Origin of the sequence: Achromobacter pulmonis (assembly GCF_902859765.1) — a bacterium.
In the GTDB taxonomy this organism is placed as follows: Bacteria; Pseudomonadota; Gammaproteobacteria; order Burkholderiales; family Burkholderiaceae_B; genus Achromobacter; species Achromobacter pulmonis.
On record NZ_CADIJV010000012.1, the window covers coordinates 78,487 to 96,568 of the forward strand.

Genomic DNA, 18,082 nt, shown 5'->3' on the forward strand with positions numbered 1-18,082 from the left:
ATGAACCCATCCGTACCGCGTCCAGTTCTAAAGTTCGTCCTGCCACCCGGCTCCATTCAACCTCAAGTCACAAGGAGGACCTTATGTCGATCAGAAAACTCCTGTACCGCGCCCAAGCCACTGCCATCGGCGGTCGTGAAGGGAGCGCCCCCTCCTCGGTTGGCGTCCTGAAAGTCCGGCTTTCCCCCCACGGGAACTTGGTGGCGCTGGCGGGTGCAATCCCAACCGGTTTCGGCATTGAGGTCGATCTGCAAATCAGCCGCGCTTGAGCCTCGTTTGAGTCTCACGGCCCTATTCATCTTCAACCAAAGGATCAGCATCATGAAGTTCACAAACAAGCTCATCGCCGCCTCTGCCATGGCTCTGGCGTCCACCCTGTCCCTGGCGGCAGGCAGTCCCGGTGTCGAGCGCAATACCCAAGCCTTCCTCGAAGCCTTGGCTAAAGGCGGTGGCCAGCCACTGGAAACGCTGTCGCCTGCCGATGCCCGCCAAGTGCTTGTTGGCGCACAGAAGGGCGCGAAGCTAGCGCCTGCCGACGTGAGCGAGAAAACGATCACCGTTGATGGCAAGCCGATCGTGTTGAACATCGTTCGTCCCGCCGGCTCCAAAGGCGTATTGCCCGCGTTCATCTTCGTGCATGGCGGCGGCTGGATTCTGGGCGATTTTCCGACGCACGAGCGCTTCGTTCGCGATCTAGTCGCCGACTCCGGCGCGGTGGGGATTTTCGTGAACTACACCCCTTCGCCCGAGGCGCGTTACCCCGTGGCCATCAACGAAATCTACGCGGCCACCAAGTGGGTGGCTGACAACGGCTCGCAGATAAATGTGGATGGTAAGCGGCTGGCCATTGTGGGCAACAGCGTAGGCGGCAACATGGCCACGGTGGTGGCGCTGATGGCCAAGGCCAAGGGCACGCCCAAGCTGCGCTCGCAAGTATTGTTCTGGCCCGTCACCAACGCCAACTTCGAGAATGCGTCCTACGACGAGTATGCCAACGGCCACTTCCTGACCAAGGGCATGATGAAGTGGTTCTGGGATGCCTATACCACCGACCCGAAGCAGCGCCAGGAGATTTACGCCTCGCCGCTGCTGGCAACATCCGAGCAGTTGAAGGGGCTTCCTCCGACGCTGATCCAGACGGCCGAGAAGGACGTGCTGCGCGATGAAGGTGAAGCCTACGCACGCAAGCTGGACGCCGCAGGTGTGAATGTGGTCTCAACCCGCTATAACGGCATGATTCACGACTTCGGCCTGCTCAATGTGCTAGCTGACGTGCCGGCTACGCGCGCCGCTCTGCATCAAGCTAGTGAAGAGTTGAAGGCGCGTTTGCGCTGAAGTGAAATAGCCGCACCCAAGCCACAGGGGTATCCGGTTTGGGTGTGGTCATTTTTGCTGAAAAGCCGCGTGAACTTGGCTGGCCTGGCTGCGCCAGTGACCAGTCAAGCCCATTTCACGGTATATGCTGGAGCACATCGAACGACGCAAGGCATGGCCGGCGACGCCATCGCCTTCCCGGCCGTCAATCATCCAGCACGCAGTGCGAGAGACTCCGCATCGCATCGATGGCGCGATCGGTGGATTCGCCCATCTGGGCATGCACGATGGCGCCGTCAATCGCGACCGTAAGGGCGGCGCCCAGGGTGTGACCAGGGCTCTCGAAGAGCACGTCCAGACATCTCGCGACGTCCTTCTTGTGCTCGCGCACGATCTTCAAAATGGCGGGATGCGTGGAGCCGAACTCGGCCACGGCATTCAGAAAGGCGCAACCGCGGAAATCCTCGCTGTCGAACCAATCGCGCAGCGTAAGCGCCAGCGAGTCGATCTTCGAGGCGCCGGAGTCCAGATTGGAAGCGAGACTCTCTCGAAACCACTGCATCCAGCGTTCGTGACGGAACTCGAGATAGGCCATCACCAGCAGTTCCTTGCTGGGATAGTGCCGATAGAACGTCACCTTGGTGACAGCGGCGGCTTCGATGATCTTGTCGACCCCGGTGGCGCGGATGCCCTGGCCGTAAAACAAGGCATGGGCCGCATGCAAGATGCGTTCACGAGGCGAGAGCGTGTCGACGGGGGGAGTGTTGCGTGTCATGCCGCATTGTAGACAGATCGGTCCACTGCCCGCAATTTGAAGTAGACAGGTCGTTCCACTTGCATTAACCTGCGCATGTAGACAGATCGTTCTACTTTCTTTTGCCCAGGAGCAATCATGGAAACTCGTCCCCCCCTGCCGCCGTTCACGAAAGAAACCGCCATCCAGAAGGTACGGCTCGCGGAAGATGGCTGGAACTCGCGCGACGCCGCGAAGGTCGCACTGGCCTACACGCTGGATACCAAATGGCGCAATCGCGCCGAGTTCGCCAACAACCGGACGGAAGCCCAAGCCTTCCTGGATCGGAAATGGAAGAAGGAACTCGACTACCGGCTCATCAAGGAACTCTGGGCCCACGATGGCAACCGGATCGCCGTGCGTTATGCCTACGAGTGGCACGACGACGCGGGCAACTGGTTCCGTTCTTATGGAAACGAGAACTGGGAGTTCATGCCTGATGGACTGATGCAACGCCGCTACGCCTGCGTCAACGACATGCCGATCAAGGAATCGGAGCGAAAGTTCCATTGGCCGCTCGGCCGCCGGCCCGACGATCATCCGGGCCTGTCGGAGCTCGGCCTCTGAACGACCGCAAGAATGGTGAGTCGGAGCGTCCAGCCCGCATGCGCTTGACCTCCGCTCCCTATTTCGCCTTGCTAAGCCTGGCCTGACAGTCCCTCTGCGACCGACTTTATTCCCCGTTTTCACTTTGAAAACTAGAAATAAAGTCAGTCGCAAACGACCCGCGTAACCGATTGATTTTGAAAGACATCCAGGATTAGAAAACATGGATCAAAGTCGGTCGCACCCTGGAACTCGCGCCTTCAGCCCAAGAAAAAATTGAACAAAAGTCGGTCGAAACGTCCCTGCCTCCCGTGTTCAATCTGACCGAGTTGCGAATGGAAATGTCGTACCGCCTCTTGGCGCATGCAGGCCGGCGAAACCTATAGCCGTCATGGTGGCCGCTTCCGGCCAGAAGCGGACGACCGATGATTCCGGATATGCTATTTCCACATATCAACCAACCCGAGATTCCAGTTTCCGGCGAAATGATGGCGAACGTTCGAGCAGGCTATGAGCAACGACTATGCGACCTCGTCGAATCCTCTGAGCAACTGATGGCCGCGCTGCGGGCGGTTCGCTGCCTTGGTTTACCCTCGTGGTGCATCGGTGCAGGGGCCATCAGATCCTTGGTTTGGGATAACTTGCATGGCTTTCAGGTGCCCTCGAACGTGGATGACGTGGACGTTGCGTACTTTGATGCCGAAGCGCCTCTAGCTCTGGATGCCGAACTTCAAGAGCGGCTGCATCTTCTCCTTCCCTCGCTCACTTGGGAAGTGACAAACCAGGCCAGAGTGCACGAGTGGTTCGCAGAAGCCCTCGGCCAGGTGGTTTCACCCCTAACGTCTTTGGACGATGGGCTGGCCACTTGGCCAGAGTTCGCCACCTGCGTTGGCATTTACCTGGACGGTGATGAATCATTGAAGGTCATAGCGCCGTACGGATTGAATGACCTGTTTGAACTGCGAGTTCGGCACAACCCTCGCCGGGCGAGCGTCTCAACGTTTATGCACCGTGTGAATTCCAAGCGATTCAGCCACCGATGGCCTCGGCTTTCGATCTGTACTCCCTGACCGCACAGAGGGCTGCTGTGGGTCGCAAGCGGCCAGTCGTCGACGACCGCTATCCCCAAGTGCGCTCCGACGCGCAGGTCCGAACCCCGGCCGGACGGAGCCTGTTGCGCCCCGAGCTAATTGGATGCACCAAAAAGAGGGCCGCTCTGCGGCCCCCGCGCATGCTTTAACAACCGATGAGTCCATCTTCGCCACACAATCGGTGACGATCTGGCCCGTTCCAGTTGCGACCGACTTTATTCCGCGCGACCGACTTTATTTCCAGTTTTCAACTTCACCCAGCCTGCCTGGCGGCTCACTCCACCGTCACACTCTTGGCCAGATTGCGCGGCTTGTCCACGTCGGTGCCGCGAGCGCACGCGGTGTGGTACGACAGCAGCTGCAGCGGCACCGTGTGCAGGATCGGCGACAGCTTGCCGTAGTGCTCGGGCATGCGGATCACGTGCATGCCTTCGGCGCTCTGGATCTTGCTGTCGGCGTCGGCGAACACGTACAGCTCGCCGCCACGCGCGCGCACTTCCTGCATGTTGGACTTCAGCTTTTCCAGCAGCTCGTCCTTGGGCGCGATGGTGACCACGGGCATGTGCTCGGTCACCAGGGCCAGCGGGCCGTGCTTGAGTTCGCCGGCCGGATAGGCCTCGGCGTGGATGTAGCTGATTTCCTTGAGCTTGAGCGCGCCTTCCAGCGCGATCGGGTAGTGCATGCCGCGGCCCAGGAACAGCGCGTTTTCCTTGGAGGCGAAGCGGTCGGCCCAGGCCATGATCTGCGGTTCCAGCGCCAGCACCGAGCCGATGGCCACCGGCAGGTGGCGCAGCGCTTTCAGGTGCTCGGCCTCCTGCTCGTCGGTCAGGCGGCCACGCACTTGGGCCAGCGCCAGCGTCAGCAGGAACAACGCGGTCAGCTGCGTGGTGAAGGCCTTGGTCGAGGCCACGCCGATTTCGACGCCGGCGCGCGTGATGTACGACAGCTTGCACTCGCGCACCATGGCGCTGGTGGACACGTTGCAGATGGTCAGCGTGTTTTCCATGCCCAGCGAGCGGGCGTGCTTGAGCGCCGCCAGGGTATCGGCGGTCTCGCCCGACTGCGAAATCGTCACGACCAGCGAGCGCGGGTTCGGCACGCTGTCGCGGTAGCGGTACTCACTGGCGATTTCGACGGCCACCGGGATCTTGGCGATGGACTCGATCCAGTATTTGGCGGTCAGGCCGGCGTAGTAGCTGGTGCCGCAGGCCAGGATCAGCAGGGAATCGACATCCTTGAAGATCTTGTAGGCCTGGTCGCCGAAGAGTTCGGGCGTGATGGACTCGATATCCTGCAGCGTGTCGCCAACCGCGCGCGGTTGCTCGAAGATTTCCTTCTGCATGTAGTGGCGGTAGGGACCGAGTTCGGCCGCGCCGGTGTGCACGTGCACGGTGTGCACCTGGCGTTCCACGCTCTTGCCCTGGGCGTCCACGATCCAGACGCGCGCCAGTTGCAGATCGACGACGTCGCCGTCTTCCAGGTAGATGATCTGATCGGTGGTGCCGGCCAGCGCCAGCGCGTCCGAGGCCAGGAAATTCTCGTTTTGGCCCACGCCCACCACCAGGGGCGACCCCTGGCGCGCGCCGACCACGCGGTGCGGCTCGTCGCGGCAGAAGACGGCGATGGCGTAGGCGCCGTGCAGGCGGCGCACGGCGTTCTGCACGGCCTCGAACAAGTCGCCGGCGTACAGGTGATTGACCAGATGCGCGATCACTTCGGTGTCGGTCTGGCTTTCGAAAACGTAACCCGCGGCCTGCAGTTCGGCGCGCAGTTCGTCGTGGTTCTCGATGATGCCGTTGTGCACCAGCGCGATGCGCGGCTCGTCGTTGCCCAGGTGCGAGAAATGCGGATGGGCGTTATGCGTGGCCGGCACGCCGTGCGTGGCCCAGCGCGTGTGGGCGATGCCGGTGAAACCTTGCAGGTGGTCCTGGGCAACCTGCTCGGCCAGCTCGGCCACGCGTTGGGTGCTGCGCGTGCGGCGCAGGTGGCCGTCGGCGTACACGGCCACGCCGCAGGAGTCATAGCCGCGGTATTCCAGGCGCTTGAGGCCTTCGACCAGGATCGGGGTGATGTCGCGCTGGGCGACGGCGCCAACAATGCCGCACATAGGGGGAGACTCCTGAAAGTTCGAGTACGGAACGCATTGTGCGCGCACCATCAAGAAATTTGATTTCTTTATCTGGTCACATTTGACAGTTTATTCACTTACATATTTGTGATTAAATAATATTTCACTGAACATGCATTAATGAATTAATCATGCAAAATCAGCCGATAACCCTGCCCGAGCTGGACGACCTGGATCTGCGGATTCTGGAACAACTCCAGGACGACAACTCCCTGACCAACCAGGAACTGGCCGCGCGTGTGCACGCCTCGCCGCCAACCTGCCTGCGGCGGGTGCGGCGCCTGGTGGAAGAAGGGGTGATCGCGCGCCAGGTCGCCATCCTGGCGCCCGGCAAGCTGGGCAGCACACTGACCGCCATTGTCGAGATCACGCTGGATGTGCAGGCGGCCGAAAGCCTGGATGCCTTCGAACGGATCATGCTGGCCGAACCGGCAGTGCTGCAGTGCTACCGCGTGTCGCCGGGACCCGACTTCGTGGTGATCGCGCAGGTCAAGGACATGCCGGCCTATCACGCGCTGGCGCACCGCGCCTTCACCGCGCACGCCAATGTGCGCAATGTGCGCACATTCTTCTCGGTGCATCGCGCCAAGTTCGAGACCCGCATCGATCCGCGCGGGTAAGCACCCCGCCGGCAGGCGCCGCGCGGTTCAGCGGGCGGCCAGCAGGCGCTCGAACTGCGCCAGGTAGCGGTTGCCCATCTTCTGCACGTCGTGTTCGTCACGCACGTAGCGATAGGCGCGCTCGGTGATCTCCTGGCGGAAGGCGGTGTCATCCAGGCAGCGCGCCATGCCCAGAGCCATGGCGTGGAAGTCGGCCACCGCGCACAGCACGCCGCGGCCGTCGGCCAGGCTTTCCTTCAGGCCGCCGGCATCGGTGGACACCACCGGCACGCGTTGCAGGAAGGCGTCCAGCACGCTGCTGCCCAGCGCCTCTTCCTCGGAACTCATGACGAACACGTCGAGGATGCTGTAGAAGTCCTCGACGCCCTTGCGAAAGCCGGCGAAGCGGTAGACGTCCTCGACGCCCAGCGTCCGCGCCTCGTCGCGCGCCTGCTGTTCGCGGTCGCCGCCGGCGCCGAAGTGCAGGAAGACAAAGTCGCGCCGCGTCTTCGCCAGTTCGGCCACCGCGCGCACCAGCGTCACCGGATCCTTGTCGCGGATCAGCGCAGCGGAGGTGGCCATGACCTTCTTGCCTTCCAGGCCGAACTCGCGCACCAGCGCGGCGACGTTGTCCTGGTCGATCTGGTGCGGCTCGACCGCGCTGCGGATGATGACCGGGTCCAGCCCCAGGCGCCGCGGCTCGCTCGCCGCCATGTCGCTGATCGCCACGAACAGGTCGGTGTGGCGCCACTTATAGCCGGTCTTCCATTCCTCGTTCGGCTTGACCACAAACGAGGTGCGGCGGGAAAACACCACCGGGCGGCGGTGCAGCCACTTGGTCAGCACGGCCCAGGTGATGGTGTTGGCGGTCTGGGCATGGATGATGTCGTAGCCACTGCCCGCGCGCGCCAGGAAGGCCAGTTGCGCCGGCACGTTGCGGCAGGTGTGCGCCACGAAGCCTTCCTGGCGCGCGCGTTCGGCCAGCGGGCCGCCTTCGCGGCACAGCACTTCGACCTGGTGGCCGGCGTTGCGGAACGCGCGCATGCAGTACAGCGTCTGGCGTTCGCCGCCGCGCCAGCCTTTCTCGAAGTTGAGCTGCAGGATCTTCATGCGCGGCCGATGCCCGAGTACTCGAAGCCCTGGGCGCGCACGTCGGCCGGCGTGTAGAGGTTGCGGCCGTCGATGATCAGCGGCGTCTTGAGCAACGCCTTGACGCGGTCGAAGTCGGGCGCGCGGAAAACCTTCCATTCGGTGGCGATCAACAGCGCGTCGGCGCCGTCGAGCGCGTCGTACATGTCGGTGGCGAAGCTCACGCCGGGCTTGCCGTCCAGCACCCGCGCGGCCTCGTGCATGGCCACCGGGTCGTAGGCGCGCACGCTGGCGCCGCGCCGCGTCAGCTCGGCGATCACGGTCAGGCTGGGCGCCTCGCGCATGTCATCGGTGTTGGGCTTGAACGACAGGCCCCACAGCGCGAACGTGCGGCCGCTCAGGTCCTCGCCATAGCGCGCCACCAGCTTTTCCGAGAGGCGGAACTTCTGCGCGTGGTTGGCGGCCTCGGCCGCCTCGATCACACGCATCGGCAGAGCCTTGTCGGCAGCGGTGTTGACCAGCGCCTGCACGTCCTTGGGAAAACACGAGCCGCCATAACCGGCGCCCGGATACAGGAAGTGGTAACCGATGCGCGGATCGGCGCCAATGCCGCGGCGGACCTGCTCGATGTCCGCGCCCAGCGCCTCGGCCAGGTTGGCCATTTCGTTCATGAACGAGATGCGGGTGGCCAGCATGGCATTGGCCGCGTATTTGGTGAGTTCGGCCGAGCGCACGTCCATCACCATCAGGCGGTCGTGGGTGCGCTGGAACGGTTCATAGATGCGGCGCATGACGCCGATGGTGTAGTCGTCGTCGGCGCCGACGATGACCCGGTCCGGGCTCATGAAGTCGTTGATCGCCGCGCCTTCCTTGAGGAATTCCGGGTTGGAGGCAACGCTGAACGGCACCTCGACGCCACGCTTGGCCAGTTCCTCGGCCACCGCGGCGCGCACCTTGTCGGCGGTGCCGACCGGCACGGTGGATTTGTCCACGATCAGCTTGCGGCTGGTCATGTGGCGGGCGATGTTGCGGGCGGCCGCCAGCACGTACTTCAGGTCGGCCGAGCCGTCCTCGCCCGGCGGCGTGCCGACGGCGATGAACTGCACGTCGCCGAAGTCCACGCTCTGGGCCACGTCATCGGTGAAATGCAGGCGGCCGGCCTGCACGTTGCGCCGCACCAGGTCTTCCAGGCCCGGCTCGTAGATGGGGATGCCGCCCTGGCGCAACAGGGCGATCTTGGCCGCGTCCACGTCCAGGCACATGACGTCGTTGCCCATATCGGCCAGGCACGCCCCCGACACCAACCCTACGTAACCGGTACCCACGACCGTGATTTTCATGCCTGAACGCCTTAAAAATAGGTAAACACCGCGCCGGGACCGTCCGCCGCGGCGCTGGCCGCCATTATAGAAGCCGGCCGGCCCGCAGGGCTTGCGGCGGGCTGCCGCGAGCCGCCGCCCGCGCGGAGCGCGGCGCGGCCGACCAGCCCCCCGGTCTGGCCGTCACGGCTCCGAGGGCGTACGCAGCTTGCTGAAGCGCACCGTGTTCACGACCACCGCCAGCGCGGCGCAGATCGTGCCCAGCACCAGCGCCAGCCCGGGGCCGTGCGCCAGGCTGATGCTGAAAGCGATCGCCACCAGCGCGGTGCCGAAGCTCTGGCCGAAGACCCGGGTGGTCGCCTGCAGGCCGCCCGCCGCGCCGCTGCGCGCGCGCGGCGCGGCCGACAGCATGGCGCGATTGTTCGGCGTCTGGAAGAAACCGAAGCCGACCCCGGCCACGAACATGCCCGCCATGATCGACACATTGCCCACCTCGGCCGGCAGCGCCGCCAGCCACAACATGCCGGCCACCATGGTGGCCGCGCCGATCCCGCTCAGGGTGGCGGCCGAATAGCGGTCCGACAGGCGTCCGGCCAATGGCGCGATCAACGCCGTGCCCACCGGCCAGGCGCCCATCAGCATGCCCACCTCCAGGTAGGGCCGGCCCAGCACCTGCTGAAAATAGAACGGCAGCGACACGTATGACGCCATCTGCGCCGCGAAGGTGCAGGCCGACGCCGCCACCGCGAACGCCAGCGGCCGGATTCGCAGCAGGTCCACCGGCACCAGGGGCGCGGGCTGGCCGCTGGCGCGGCGCACCAGCACCAGGCCGGCCACGGCGGCGATCGCCACCAGGCCGATGCCGCGCAGCAGATCCTCGCCCATCATGTCGATGCCGGAAATGAACACCCCCAGCGTCACCATGCACAGCAACGCGCTGATCCAGTCCAGCCGCACATCATTGCGCGGCACTTCCGGCAGATGGCGCAGGCCGAACATGGCCAGCACGCAGATCGGCAGATTGACCGCGAAGATCCACGGCCACGGCGCCACCGACAGGATCGCCGATCCGATGGTCGGGCCCAGCACCGACATCACCGCCACCGTGGTGGCGTTGATGCTGATACCGCGCCCCAGCATCCGCAACGGATAGATATTGCGCACCAGCCCGCCGAACAGGCACATCAGCGTCGCCGCCCCCACACCCTGGAACACGCGCGCCAGCGTCAACTGCAGCAGCGAGCCGGCCAGGGCGCAACCCAGCGACGCCAGCGTGAACAGCACCAGCCCGAAGGTGAACATGCGCCGGAAGCCGATGCGCTCGGCCAGCGCCGACAGGGGCAGCAGCATCATCACCACCGCCAGGTTGTAGGCGTTGACCACCCACACCGCCTGCGCCGGCGAGGCGTTCAGGTCGGTGGCAATGGTCGGCAGGGCGACGTTGGCGATGGTGGTGTCCAGCACCGACAGGCTGATGCCGGTCATGACGGTCGCCGCCGCCCAGTAGCGGCGCGGCACCGGCAGGCCATCCGGGACGGCGGACCTGGCGCCGTCGGCCGGCGCCTGTGACGCCGGCGGCGTCACGACTTCTTGACCGGCCGTTGCCAACCGTCGACGGTGACCTGCTTGCCGCGCGACACCGTCAGCTTATCGGCCGGCGCATCGCGGGTCAGGGTGGTGCCTGCGCCCAGGGTCGCGCCGCGGCCCACGCGCACCGGGGCCACCAGCTGCGTATCCGATCCGATGAAGACGTCATCCTCGACGACGGTACGGTGCTTGTTGACGCCGTCGTAGTTGCAGGTGATGGTGCCCGCGCCCACGTTCACGCGCGCGCCGATGTCGGCGTCGCCGATGTAGGCCAGGTGGTTGGCCTTGCTGTCGGCGCCCAGCACGCTCTTCTTGATCTCGACGAAATTGCCGACGTGGGTGCGGTCGCCCAGCTCGGCGCCCGGACGCAGGCGGGCATACGGGCCGATGCGCGCGTCAGCGCCGACCTGGGCCTGCTGCAGATGGCTGAAGGCCTCGATCTGCGTGCCCGCGCCAATGCTGACGTCGCGCAGCACGCAGTGCGGCCCCACGCGCACGCCGTCGGCCAGCGTCACCTGGCCCTCGAACACGCAGCCCACGTCGATGAACACGTCGCGACCGCAAGTGAGCGTGCCGCGCACATCGAAGCGCGCCGGGTCGGCCAGCGTCACGCCGGCCTCGAGCAGGCGGCGCGCCTGCTCACCCTGCCAGCGGCGTTCCAGTTCGGCCTGCTGCACGCGGCTGTTCACGCCCAGCGTCTCCCACGACGCGCCCGGCTGGGCCGCGCCCACCGGCACGCCGTCGGCCACGGCCAGGCCCACCACATCGGTCAGGTAGTACTCGCCCTGGGCGTTGTTGTTGTCGATGCGCGAGAGCCAGTCCTTGAGCTGCGCGGTCGGCGCGGCCAGGATGCCGGTGTTGACTTCCTTGAGGGCGCGCTCGATCTCCGAAGCGTCCTTGTGCTCGACGATGCGGCAGACATTGCCGGCCGCGTCGCGCACGATGCGGCCATAGCCGGTGGAGTCGGCCAGCACTTCGGTCAGCACCGCGGCGCCGGCGCCGCGCGCCTGCAGCAGACGGCGCAGCGTCTCGGGCTGAACCAGCGGCACGTCGCCGTACAACACCAGAGTCACGTCGTCCTTGCCGTCGCCTTCGCGCAGCAACGGCACGGTCTGCTGGACCGCGTGGCCGGTGCCTTGCTGCGGCTGTTGCAGCGCGAACTGCAGATCGTCCTGGCCGCTGAAGGCCTGCTTGACACGATCGGCGCCATGGCCGACCACCACGATGATGCGGGCCGGTTCGAGCTGGCGGGCGCTGTCCAGCACGTGGGCCAGCATCGGTTTGCCGGCCAGGGTGTGCAGCACCTTGGGCAGGTCCGACTGCATGCGCTTGCCGAGTCCGGCGGCGAGAATCACTACATTAAGCATAGGTTCCGGTATCGAAAATGCCCGGCGCCGCCGTCTCGCGGCCCGGGCCTGGATTGAAAAAATCAGGGCTTGCCGTCGGCAGGCCCGCTGTTCCTGGCGGCCGCCTTGGCGGCCGGTTTGCGCGCGGTCTTGCGGGCGGGCTTGGCGCCCGTCTTGGCGGCCTTGGCCGCCGGGGCGGCCGGCTTGGCCTGGGATTTGTCGGCTTCGGCGGCGGGCTGGCTGCCGGGCATCGATGCCGCCGTCGCCGCCGCGATCTGGTTGAATTGCTGTTGCAGCAGGTCCCACCAGGCCTTGGAGGCCGACTGCGCCGCCGCGCCCATCTGCTCGCTCATGCCTGGCTGGGCGCCGGCCGCGCCGCCCTCGGCCTCGGATGCCTTGGTGTCAGGCTGCGCGGCGGCCGGAGCGTCTTGCGGGGCGCTTTTGGGCGCGCTCTTGGCGGCCGGGGCCGGCTTCAGGCCCAGCACCACCTCCAGCGGCGATGCCGCGCCGCTGTCGCGCACCGTACCCAGATCCAGGTTGGCGGCCGAATCGACAAAGGCGCGCAGGGTGCTGATGGTGGAGCGCTGCACTTCCATGCCCTGGATCGTGCTCGACAGCATCGACAGGTTCATGCGCAGCCAGTTCTCCACCGAACGCAGCTCGGCGATGCGGCGATCCAGGTCTTCCAGGTTCATGGGCGGCGCCATCGGCAGGCTGCTCGCCAGCCCGCCCGGTCCGGTCAGCCCGGCCCAGGCCTGGCGCATCATTTCCATGCTGGCCAGCAAGGGATTGCCCGACAGGTCGGAATTCTGGCCCATGCCGGGCAGGACGAACGGGTTGCTGTGTTGGTCGCTCATTCCGGTCTTCCCATAGATCAAGAAACGCTGCCGGCCGGCACGGTCATCCCGGCAGCAGCTGGTTGTTCTCCACGCGCACGTGATCGCCGGACGCGAAAGCGAACGGCTGCGCGCTGCGGAACTGGCGCGTGCTGCCGTCGTTCATGCGGACCGTGAGCTCATAGTGCGTCACCGTTTGTTGCTGCCTGATATTACGCTCAACTTCACGGCCTGCCAAAGCGCCGCCCACCGCCCCGAGCACGGTCAGCGCCGTCTTGCCGCTGCCGCCGCCGAACTGATTGCCGACCACCCCGCCCGCGACGCCGCCGGCGATGGTGCCGACCAGATGGTCGCTATTGTCCTTGACCGGCACCTGCACCTGGCGAATGGTTTCCACCACGCCGCAGGTGCGGCAGGCCTGCGCGGCCGGCGCGGGCGCGGGCCGGCCTTGCGCCTGGGCCTGAGCCTGGGCTGCTGGCGGTCGCGCGCCCGGGGCCTGCGGCTGGCCGGGGCTTGCGGGCTGGGCCGGCGCCAGGTTGGCGCCCTCGGGGCCGGCCTGGACCCGCGCATCCTCGGCGTGCGGCGTGGCCGATGGCGTCGGCAGCCAGCCCATCACGGCGGCCACACCGACCGAGCACATGACGATCACCGCGACGGCGGCGGCCGCGACCAGCGGATGCAGGCCGCGGCGGGGAGATTCGGTAGGGGCGGGATAATTCATGACGATGCTCCATCGTTACTAACCGGCAGTGGTATAGCACCCGGACGCAGTTTCGGCATGTTGCGATGGTGACGCTTCATTGCTGCGCCAAGGCGATTGGACAGCCCCCGGCATTCGTGGAAAATAGCCTCATGAATGCCATCACCTTGCCTCAGATCGAAGCGGCCATCAACTACTGGCGCAACCGCTCGCCTTCGACCGGCGATGAATGCCGCCTGTGTCCCGAAGCGGCCGCGCTGGCCGCCCCCTATGCCTTGATGATCATGTCGCACCGCCGCGAAGTGCCCGAGGCGGAACTCACCGACCCGGCCCGCGATGCGCTGGCCGGCTGGCGCGCGGCCGGCGGCCAATGACGCCTGCGGGCCTTTGAGCAAGCGCGCCCGGCCGCGACATCCGGCCGGGGGCCGGCGACGGTCGCGGCGTCAGCCCTTGAGCAGGGCCTGGATATCGTGCACCAGGGCATCCACCCCGATGTTGTTGTTGGCCAGCACCCGCGATTCGCCCTTGCCGTCGAGCAGGTAGAACGCCGCGGTATGGTCCATGGTGTAGTTGCCGTCCTTGGTCGGCGCCTTGGCGTAGTAGGCCTTGAACGCGGCCGCCGCCTTCTTCACCTGGTCGGGCGTGCCGGTCAAACCCAGAAAACGCGGGTCGAACGCCGTTACGTATTGCTTGAGCACTTCCGGCGTGTCGCGCTCGGGGTCCACGGTGATCAGCAGCACCTGCACGCGCTCGGCGTCCGGCCCCAGCTTCTTCATGACCTCGGTCAGCTCGGCCAGCGAGGTCGGGCAGACGTCGGGACATTGCGTGAAGCCGAAGAACACCACCACCACCTTGCCGGCGAAGTCCTGCAGCGTGCGCGTCTTGCCGTTGTAGTCCGACAGTTCCAGGCCGCGGCCCAGCTGGGTGCCGCTGATGTCGCTGCCCTTGAACTGGGGCGCCTGCTCGCCGCAGGCGGCCAGGGCGGCGGTGAAAGCGGCGGCCGTGGCCAGGCGCAGGGCCAGGCGCCGGCTGGCGGAAAATACGGACATCGACAACCTCCAGGGGGTCAGAGCAGCGCGACCCAGTGGTCCACCAGCAGGGCGCCGAACAGCAGCGCCAGGTAGAGAATGGAAAAACGGAACATGCTGCGGGCCAGTTCGTCGCTGTAGTTGCGGTACAGCCGCCAGGCGTACGACACGAACATGCCGCCCAGCACCAGCGCCGCCAGCAGATACAAGGCGCCACTCATGCGGATCGCGGTGGGCAGCAGCGTGGTGGCGACCAGCGCGATGCTGTAGAGCAGGATGTGCAAGCGGGTGAACTGCTGGCCATGCGTCACCGGCAGCATCGGCAGGCCGGCCTTGGCGTAGTCATGGTTGCGGTACAGCGCCAGCGCCCAGAAATGCGGCGGCGTCCAGATGAAGATGATCAGCACCAGCAGCCAGGCCTCGGCCGGCACCGAATCGGCCACCGCCGCCCAGCCCAGCGCCGGCGGCATGGCGCCCGACAGGCCGCCGATGACGATGTTCTGCGGCGTGCGCGGCTTGAGGATGATGGTGTAGATCACCGCGTAGCCGACGAAGGTGGCGAAGGTCAGCCACATGGTCAGCGGGTTGACCAGCGTGTACAGCACGAACATGCCGGCCCCGCCCAGCAGGCCCGACAGGCTCAGCACCTGGAACGCGGAAATGGTGCCGCGCGCGGTGGCGCGCCGCGCCGTGCGCAGCATGCGCGCGTCGACTTCCTGCTCGATCAGGCAATTGATGGCGAAGGCGGCCGCCGCCAGCAACCAGATGCCGATGGTGCCGAACAGCACCCGCCGCATGTCCGGCACGCCCGGCACGGCCAGGAACATGCCAATCACCGCGCAGAACACCGCCAACTGGGTGACGCGCGGCTTGGTGAGCACGAAATATTGGCGGAGCAATCCGGATTGGGGAGCGGCAAGACTGGTCATCATGGACCCTATTTTAAACGCGCACCGAATTGGGGCCGTAGCCCCCGGCCGGCGCCGCGCCCGCGGTGGACAGGCGCACCATCAACACCACGGCGGCCAGCGTCAGGCCAGCCGCCCCGCCATTGTGCAACACCGCGATCAAGAGTGGCCACTGGAAGAAGATGGTGGTCAGCCCTGTCAGCAGTTGCGCGCCCAGCAGAGCCAGCATCAGCGTGGCCGGGCCGCGCAGTCCGCGGTCGGCGCGCAGGCGCCAGGCCAGCACGCCCAGGTAGGCGAACACGACGAAGGCGAAATTGCGATGCACCCAGTGGATCGCCGTTAGCGCCGGCTGCGAGATCATCTCGCCGGACGGCAGTTCGCCCAGCCCGCGGATGATCGAATAGCCGCCATGGAAGTCCATGTCCGGCACCCACTTGCCGTGGCACATGGGGAAGTCCATGCAGGCCAGGGCCGCGTAGTTGGTGCTGACCCAGCCGCCCAGCGTCACCTGGATCAGCAGCAGGATGAAACCGCCCACCACCCAGGGCTTGAAACGCCGCGCCGCGGCGGCCACGGCGTGGTGCGGCCGCTCGCGCGCCGACAGCCAGGTCATCAGCGCCAGCACCGACAGACCGAACACCAGGTGCGCCGTAACCACGGCGGGCATCAGTTTGTGCGTCACGGTCCAGGCGCCGAACGCGCCCTGCACGCACACCGCCACCAGCGTGGTCACTGCCAGGGCCGGCGAACGGCCCAGCTCGCGCCGGTAGCGCCACGCCATGTAGACGATGCCGATGATCAGCATACCGAGGATCGAGCCGACATAGCGGTGGATCATCTCGATCCAGGCCTTGGACAGCGTCACCGGGCCGAACGGCATGGCCTGCGAGGCCTGGTGGATGTCGCCCATCGCCCCCAGCGGGGTGACATTGCCATAGCAGCCGGGCCAGTCCGGGCAGCCCAGGCCCGAATCCGTCAAGCGCACGAAGGCGCCAAACATGATCAGGTCCAGCGTCAGGAACCAGGTGAAGAAGACGAGTTTGCGATACCGCGCTTTGATGCGTTCCATGGAAACCAACTGAATAACCGATTCAACCGATGCGCGAGTTATAGACCAGCTTGCTGATGTCCTTGCGCACCTTCACGCCGTCGGCGTCGGCGGGATACTGCATCATCAGGTTGCCCAGGGGATCAATCACCCAGATCGGCTGCGCCAGCCCGGGTTGACCGGCCGCGCTGTCGCGCGCCAGCAGGAAACGCGCCAACTGATCGGGATCGGCGCGCAGCATGACCGTGCCCTGGTAGGCCTGCAGCACCTTGTCCGGCACCGGGCCGTCGTCGGTGATGAACCAGACCCGCGCCAGGCGGTCGACGTTCTTGCCCTGGCTGGCGTGGGTGTTGCGGGTGATGTAGAGCTTGCGGGCGCAGCTTTCAGGGCAGGCCGCGCCGTCGGCCGCCACCAGCAGCCACTTGCCCTTCAGGCTCCCCAGGTCGAACGGCTTGCCGTCCAGCGTGGTCAGTTTGAGCGCCTCGGGCGCCGGCATCGGCCGCTGCGGCTCGATCAGTTGGCCATAGTTGCTGGCGTCAGCCGGCCACCATTGCGGGTTCATATAGACCACGAAGGCCGCCACGATCGGCGCCAGCGTGCACAGGAACACCAGCACCATCGGCATCAGCGAGCGCCGGGCGGGTTGGGAAGCAGTCATGTCGCGAGCCACGTGGGTCATGGATTCTGTTGTCGGAAAAGGGGGTCAGGCCGCCGGATGGTCGGTCCCGCGTTGGCGCATGCGCTTGATGGCGCCCCCCAGCACCACCAGCCAGGCAATGGCGGCAAACAAGGCAAAGGAGAACCATTCGACGGCGTACACCGTGTTCTGCTGGAAATTCACCGACGGTTGCGGCCAGTCGTGCACCAGGCCGTCGTCCTCGCCGTTGCCGAACTGGCTCATCACGGTGGGCAGCAGCGTCAAGCCGGTGGCCTTTGCATAAGCGTCCAGCGGCAGGTTCTGCACCTGCGGCGCCGCGCCGCCGGCCGCGGGCAGTCTGGCCGGCAGGCTGGAGGCGTCCTGGCCGCCCAGCGACCACAATTCAAACATGCGCGGCACGCGTGGCGACAGCTCGCCCTTGATGGTCTGCACGCCCTCGGGCGTGGCCGGCAGCACCGGCGCGCCCTGGCCCTGGATCACCCGCGGCAGCCAGCCGCGCAGCACCAGCACCGCGCTGCGGCTGCCGGCATCCAGCAGCAGCGGCGTGGCCAGCCAGTAGCCGGGCTTGCCGTCGTGGTTGCGGTTGTCCAGCAGTACACTGAACTCGGGCAGCCAGGTGCCGCGGGCCTCGGCCACGCGCCACGGTTTCATGGCGGCCGGCGCGGTCGACGGCGCCAGCGCCAGCGGCGCTTGCTTGCGGCCGGCTTCGATAGCCGCCAGAATGTCGCGTCGCTCGTCGGCCCGCCGCAGCTGCCATTGGCCCAACGAGGCCAGGATCACCACGGCGATCCCCAGCAGGAGCAAAGCGGCTACCGTGTAGCGGGTTGAATGCGGTCGGGCCATTTGTCTTGAATCAATCGATTTTGTCCGGAGACCATCATGCGCGTTTTCGTCGTACTGGCCTTCATCGGTATCCTGGCCAGTCTGGCATCCGCCCTGGTCTACCTGATGCGGGACAAAGGCAGCACCAACCGCACGGTCAATGCGCTGACGGTGCGCATCGGCCTGTCGGTGGCCCTGTTCCTGTTCGTGCTGTTCGCCCACCACATGGGCTGGATCGAAAGCACCGGTTTTAGATAGGCCCGCGCGCGG

Annotated in this window: 20 protein-coding genes; 7 read left to right on the forward strand and 13 right to left on the reverse strand. The window is 66.0% G+C overall.

Annotated elements, in window-relative coordinates; translation table 11 throughout:
* The first annotated feature begins 83 nt into the window (after positions 1-83).
* Together HV701_RS12430 and HV701_RS12435 are read left to right on the forward strand one after the other, a co-directional pair.
* Complete coding sequence (locus HV701_RS12430; protein WP_175133335.1) at positions 84-269, forward strand: hypothetical protein; 186 nt, start codon at positions 84-86, stop codon at positions 267-269.
* Between the two features lie 52 nt (positions 270-321).
* Positions 322-1,335: an alpha/beta hydrolase gene (locus HV701_RS12435; RefSeq protein WP_175133336.1), complete on the forward strand. Its 1,014-nt coding sequence runs from the start codon at positions 322-324 to the stop codon at positions 1,333-1,335.
* Positions 1,336-1,519: 184 nt separating this feature from the next.
* On the opposite strand, the gene HV701_RS12440 is transcribed toward HV701_RS12435, so the two are convergent.
* A complete protein-coding gene (locus tag HV701_RS12440; RefSeq protein ID WP_175133337.1) occupies positions 1,520-2,089 on the reverse strand; it encodes a TetR/AcrR family transcriptional regulator in 570 nt (189 codons plus the stop codon).
* Positions 2,090-2,206: 117 nt separating this feature from the next.
* Here HV701_RS12440 and HV701_RS12445 point away from each other — a divergent pair, with 117 nt between their 5' ends.
* Together HV701_RS12445 and HV701_RS12450 are read left to right on the forward strand one after the other, a co-directional pair.
* A complete protein-coding gene (locus tag HV701_RS12445; protein ID WP_175133338.1) occupies positions 2,207-2,674 on the forward strand; it encodes a nuclear transport factor 2 family protein in 468 nt (155 codons plus the stop codon).
* 404 nt (positions 2,675-3,078) lie between these two features.
* Positions 3,079-3,723, forward strand: coding sequence for a nucleotidyltransferase family protein (locus tag HV701_RS12450; protein ID WP_338077766.1), 645 nt, complete (start codon positions 3,079-3,081; stop codon positions 3,721-3,723).
* Between the two features lie 295 nt (positions 3,724-4,018).
* On the opposite strand, the gene glmS is transcribed toward HV701_RS12450, so the two are convergent.
* Positions 4,019-5,851 carry a glutamine--fructose-6-phosphate transaminase (isomerizing) gene (gene glmS, locus HV701_RS12455; protein ID WP_175133339.1) on the reverse strand — a complete coding sequence of 611 codons (1,833 nt, stop codon included), beginning with the start codon at positions 5,849-5,851 and terminating at the stop codon, positions 4,019-4,021.
* Between the two features lie 152 nt (positions 5,852-6,003).
* Between glmS and HV701_RS12460 the strand changes: the two genes are divergently transcribed.
* On the forward strand, positions 6,004-6,492 hold the full coding sequence (locus HV701_RS12460; RefSeq protein ID WP_175133340.1) for an Lrp/AsnC family transcriptional regulator: 489 nt from the start codon (positions 6,004-6,006) through the stop codon (positions 6,490-6,492).
* A 27-nt stretch (positions 6,493-6,519) separates the two neighbouring features.
* On the opposite strand, the gene HV701_RS12465 is transcribed toward HV701_RS12460, so the two are convergent.
* From HV701_RS12465 to HV701_RS12490, 6 genes are all read right to left on the reverse strand, one after another.
* Positions 6,520-7,581, reverse strand: a complete 1,062-nt coding sequence (locus tag HV701_RS12465; protein ID WP_175133341.1) for a glycosyltransferase family 4 protein — start codon at positions 7,579-7,581, stop codon at positions 6,520-6,522.
* Positions 7,578-8,900 (reverse strand): UDP-glucose dehydrogenase family protein, encoded by a 1,323-nt coding sequence (locus HV701_RS12470; protein WP_175133342.1) that lies wholly within the window; start codon positions 8,898-8,900, stop codon positions 7,578-7,580. Before HV701_RS12470 ends, HV701_RS12465 begins: the two co-directional genes overlap by 4 nt.
* A gap of 162 nt (positions 8,901-9,062) precedes the next feature.
* Entirely contained in the window at positions 9,063-10,463 is a 1,401-nt protein-coding gene (locus tag HV701_RS12475; protein WP_175133343.1) for an MFS transporter, read from the reverse strand.
* Complete coding sequence (gene glmU / locus HV701_RS12480; protein WP_175133344.1) at positions 10,460-11,833, reverse strand: bifunctional UDP-N-acetylglucosamine diphosphorylase/glucosamine-1-phosphate N-acetyltransferase GlmU; 1,374 nt, start codon at positions 11,831-11,833, stop codon at positions 10,460-10,462. Before glmU ends, HV701_RS12475 begins: the two co-directional genes overlap by 4 nt.
* 62 nt (positions 11,834-11,895) lie before the next feature.
* Entirely contained in the window at positions 11,896-12,669 is a 774-nt protein-coding gene (locus HV701_RS12485) for a PhaM family polyhydroxyalkanoate granule multifunctional regulatory protein (protein ID WP_175133345.1), read from the reverse strand.
* A gap of 43 nt (positions 12,670-12,712) precedes the next feature.
* A complete protein-coding gene (locus tag HV701_RS12490; protein WP_175133346.1) occupies positions 12,713-13,369 on the reverse strand; it encodes an outer membrane lipoprotein in 657 nt (218 codons plus the stop codon).
* A gap of 131 nt (positions 13,370-13,500) precedes the next feature.
* Between HV701_RS12490 and HV701_RS12495 the strand changes: the two genes are divergently transcribed.
* Positions 13,501-13,722 carry a DUF3717 domain-containing protein gene (locus HV701_RS12495; protein ID WP_175133347.1) on the forward strand — a complete coding sequence of 74 codons (222 nt, stop codon included), beginning with the start codon at positions 13,501-13,503 and terminating at the stop codon, positions 13,720-13,722.
* A 69-nt stretch (positions 13,723-13,791) separates the two neighbouring features.
* Here the strand turns inward: HV701_RS12495 and HV701_RS12500 are convergent, their stop codons facing one another.
* The 5 genes from HV701_RS12500 to HV701_RS12520 are packed head-to-tail and all read right to left on the reverse strand — an operon-like array spanning position 13,792 to position 17,833.
* Complete coding sequence (locus HV701_RS12500; RefSeq protein ID WP_175133348.1) at positions 13,792-14,397, reverse strand: SCO family protein; 606 nt, start codon at positions 14,395-14,397, stop codon at positions 13,792-13,794.
* 17 nt (positions 14,398-14,414) lie between these two features.
* On the reverse strand, positions 14,415-15,305 hold the full coding sequence (gene cyoE / locus HV701_RS12505; protein ID WP_175133394.1) for a heme o synthase: 891 nt from the start codon (positions 15,303-15,305) through the stop codon (positions 14,415-14,417).
* A gap of 13 nt (positions 15,306-15,318) precedes the next feature.
* Complete coding sequence (locus tag HV701_RS12510; RefSeq protein WP_175133349.1) at positions 15,319-16,353, reverse strand: COX15/CtaA family protein; 1,035 nt, start codon at positions 16,351-16,353, stop codon at positions 15,319-15,321.
* A gap of 22 nt (positions 16,354-16,375) precedes the next feature.
* Positions 16,376-16,990, reverse strand: coding sequence for an SCO family protein (locus tag HV701_RS12515; protein ID WP_236755351.1), 615 nt, complete (start codon positions 16,988-16,990; stop codon positions 16,376-16,378).
* A 45-nt stretch (positions 16,991-17,035) separates the two neighbouring features.
* Entirely contained in the window at positions 17,036-17,833 is a 798-nt protein-coding gene (locus HV701_RS12520) for an SURF1 family protein (RefSeq protein WP_175133350.1), read from the reverse strand.
* Between the two features lie 36 nt (positions 17,834-17,869).
* Here HV701_RS12520 and HV701_RS12525 point away from each other — a divergent pair, with 36 nt between their 5' ends.
* Complete coding sequence (locus HV701_RS12525; RefSeq protein ID WP_006388096.1) at positions 17,870-18,070, forward strand: twin transmembrane helix small protein; 201 nt, start codon at positions 17,870-17,872, stop codon at positions 18,068-18,070.
* The last annotated feature ends 12 nt before the right edge of the window (positions 18,071-18,082 follow it).

Excerpts from the sequence above, each read along its gene's own strand:
- HV701_RS12460 (WP_175133340.1), top strand. The coding sequence starts at position 6,004 with ATGCAAAATCAGCCGATAACCCTGCCCGAGCTGGACGACCTGGATCTG.
- HV701_RS12450 (WP_338077766.1), top strand. The coding sequence starts at position 3,079 with ATGATTCCGGATATGCTATTTCCACATATCAACCAACCCGAGATTCCA.
- HV701_RS12485 (WP_175133345.1), bottom strand. The coding sequence starts at position 12,669 with ATGAGCGACCAACACAGCAACCCGTTCGTCCTGCCCGGCATGGGCCAG.
- HV701_RS12500 (WP_175133348.1), bottom strand. The coding sequence starts at position 14,397 with ATGTCCGTATTTTCCGCCAGCCGGCGCCTGGCCCTGCGCCTGGCCACG.
- HV701_RS12470 (WP_175133342.1), bottom strand. The coding sequence starts at position 8,900 with ATGAAAATCACGGTCGTGGGTACCGGTTACGTAGGGTTGGTGTCGGGG.
- cyoE (WP_175133394.1), bottom strand. The coding sequence starts at position 15,305 with ATGACCAGTCTTGCCGCTCCCCAATCCGGATTGCTCCGCCAATATTTC.
- glmS (WP_175133339.1), bottom strand. The coding sequence starts at position 5,851 with ATGTGCGGCATTGTTGGCGCCGTCGCCCAGCGCGACATCACCCCGATC.
- HV701_RS12465 (WP_175133341.1), bottom strand. The coding sequence starts at position 7,581 with ATGAAGATCCTGCAGCTCAACTTCGAGAAAGGCTGGCGCGGCGGCGAA.
- HV701_RS12525 (WP_006388096.1), top strand. The coding sequence starts at position 17,870 with ATGCGCGTTTTCGTCGTACTGGCCTTCATCGGTATCCTGGCCAGTCTG.
- HV701_RS12510 (WP_175133349.1), bottom strand. The coding sequence starts at position 16,353 with ATGGAACGCATCAAAGCGCGGTATCGCAAACTCGTCTTCTTCACCTGG.
- glmU (WP_175133344.1), bottom strand. The coding sequence starts at position 11,833 with ATGCTTAATGTAGTGATTCTCGCCGCCGGACTCGGCAAGCGCATGCAG.
- HV701_RS12490 (WP_175133346.1), bottom strand. The coding sequence starts at position 13,369 with ATGAATTATCCCGCCCCTACCGAATCTCCCCGCCGCGGCCTGCATCCG.
- HV701_RS12515 (WP_236755351.1), bottom strand. The coding sequence starts at position 16,990 with ATGACTGCTTCCCAACCCGCCCGGCGCTCGCTGATGCCGATGGTGCTG.
- HV701_RS12440 (WP_175133337.1), bottom strand. The coding sequence starts at position 2,089 with ATGACACGCAACACTCCCCCCGTCGACACGCTCTCGCCTCGTGAACGC.
- HV701_RS12430 (WP_175133335.1), top strand. The coding sequence starts at position 84 with ATGTCGATCAGAAAACTCCTGTACCGCGCCCAAGCCACTGCCATCGGC.
- HV701_RS12495 (WP_175133347.1), top strand. The coding sequence starts at position 13,501 with ATGAATGCCATCACCTTGCCTCAGATCGAAGCGGCCATCAACTACTGG.
- HV701_RS12435 (WP_175133336.1), top strand. The coding sequence starts at position 322 with ATGAAGTTCACAAACAAGCTCATCGCCGCCTCTGCCATGGCTCTGGCG.
- HV701_RS12445 (WP_175133338.1), top strand. The coding sequence starts at position 2,207 with ATGGAAACTCGTCCCCCCCTGCCGCCGTTCACGAAAGAAACCGCCATC.
- HV701_RS12520 (WP_175133350.1), bottom strand. The coding sequence starts at position 17,833 with ATGGCCCGACCGCATTCAACCCGCTACACGGTAGCCGCTTTGCTCCTG.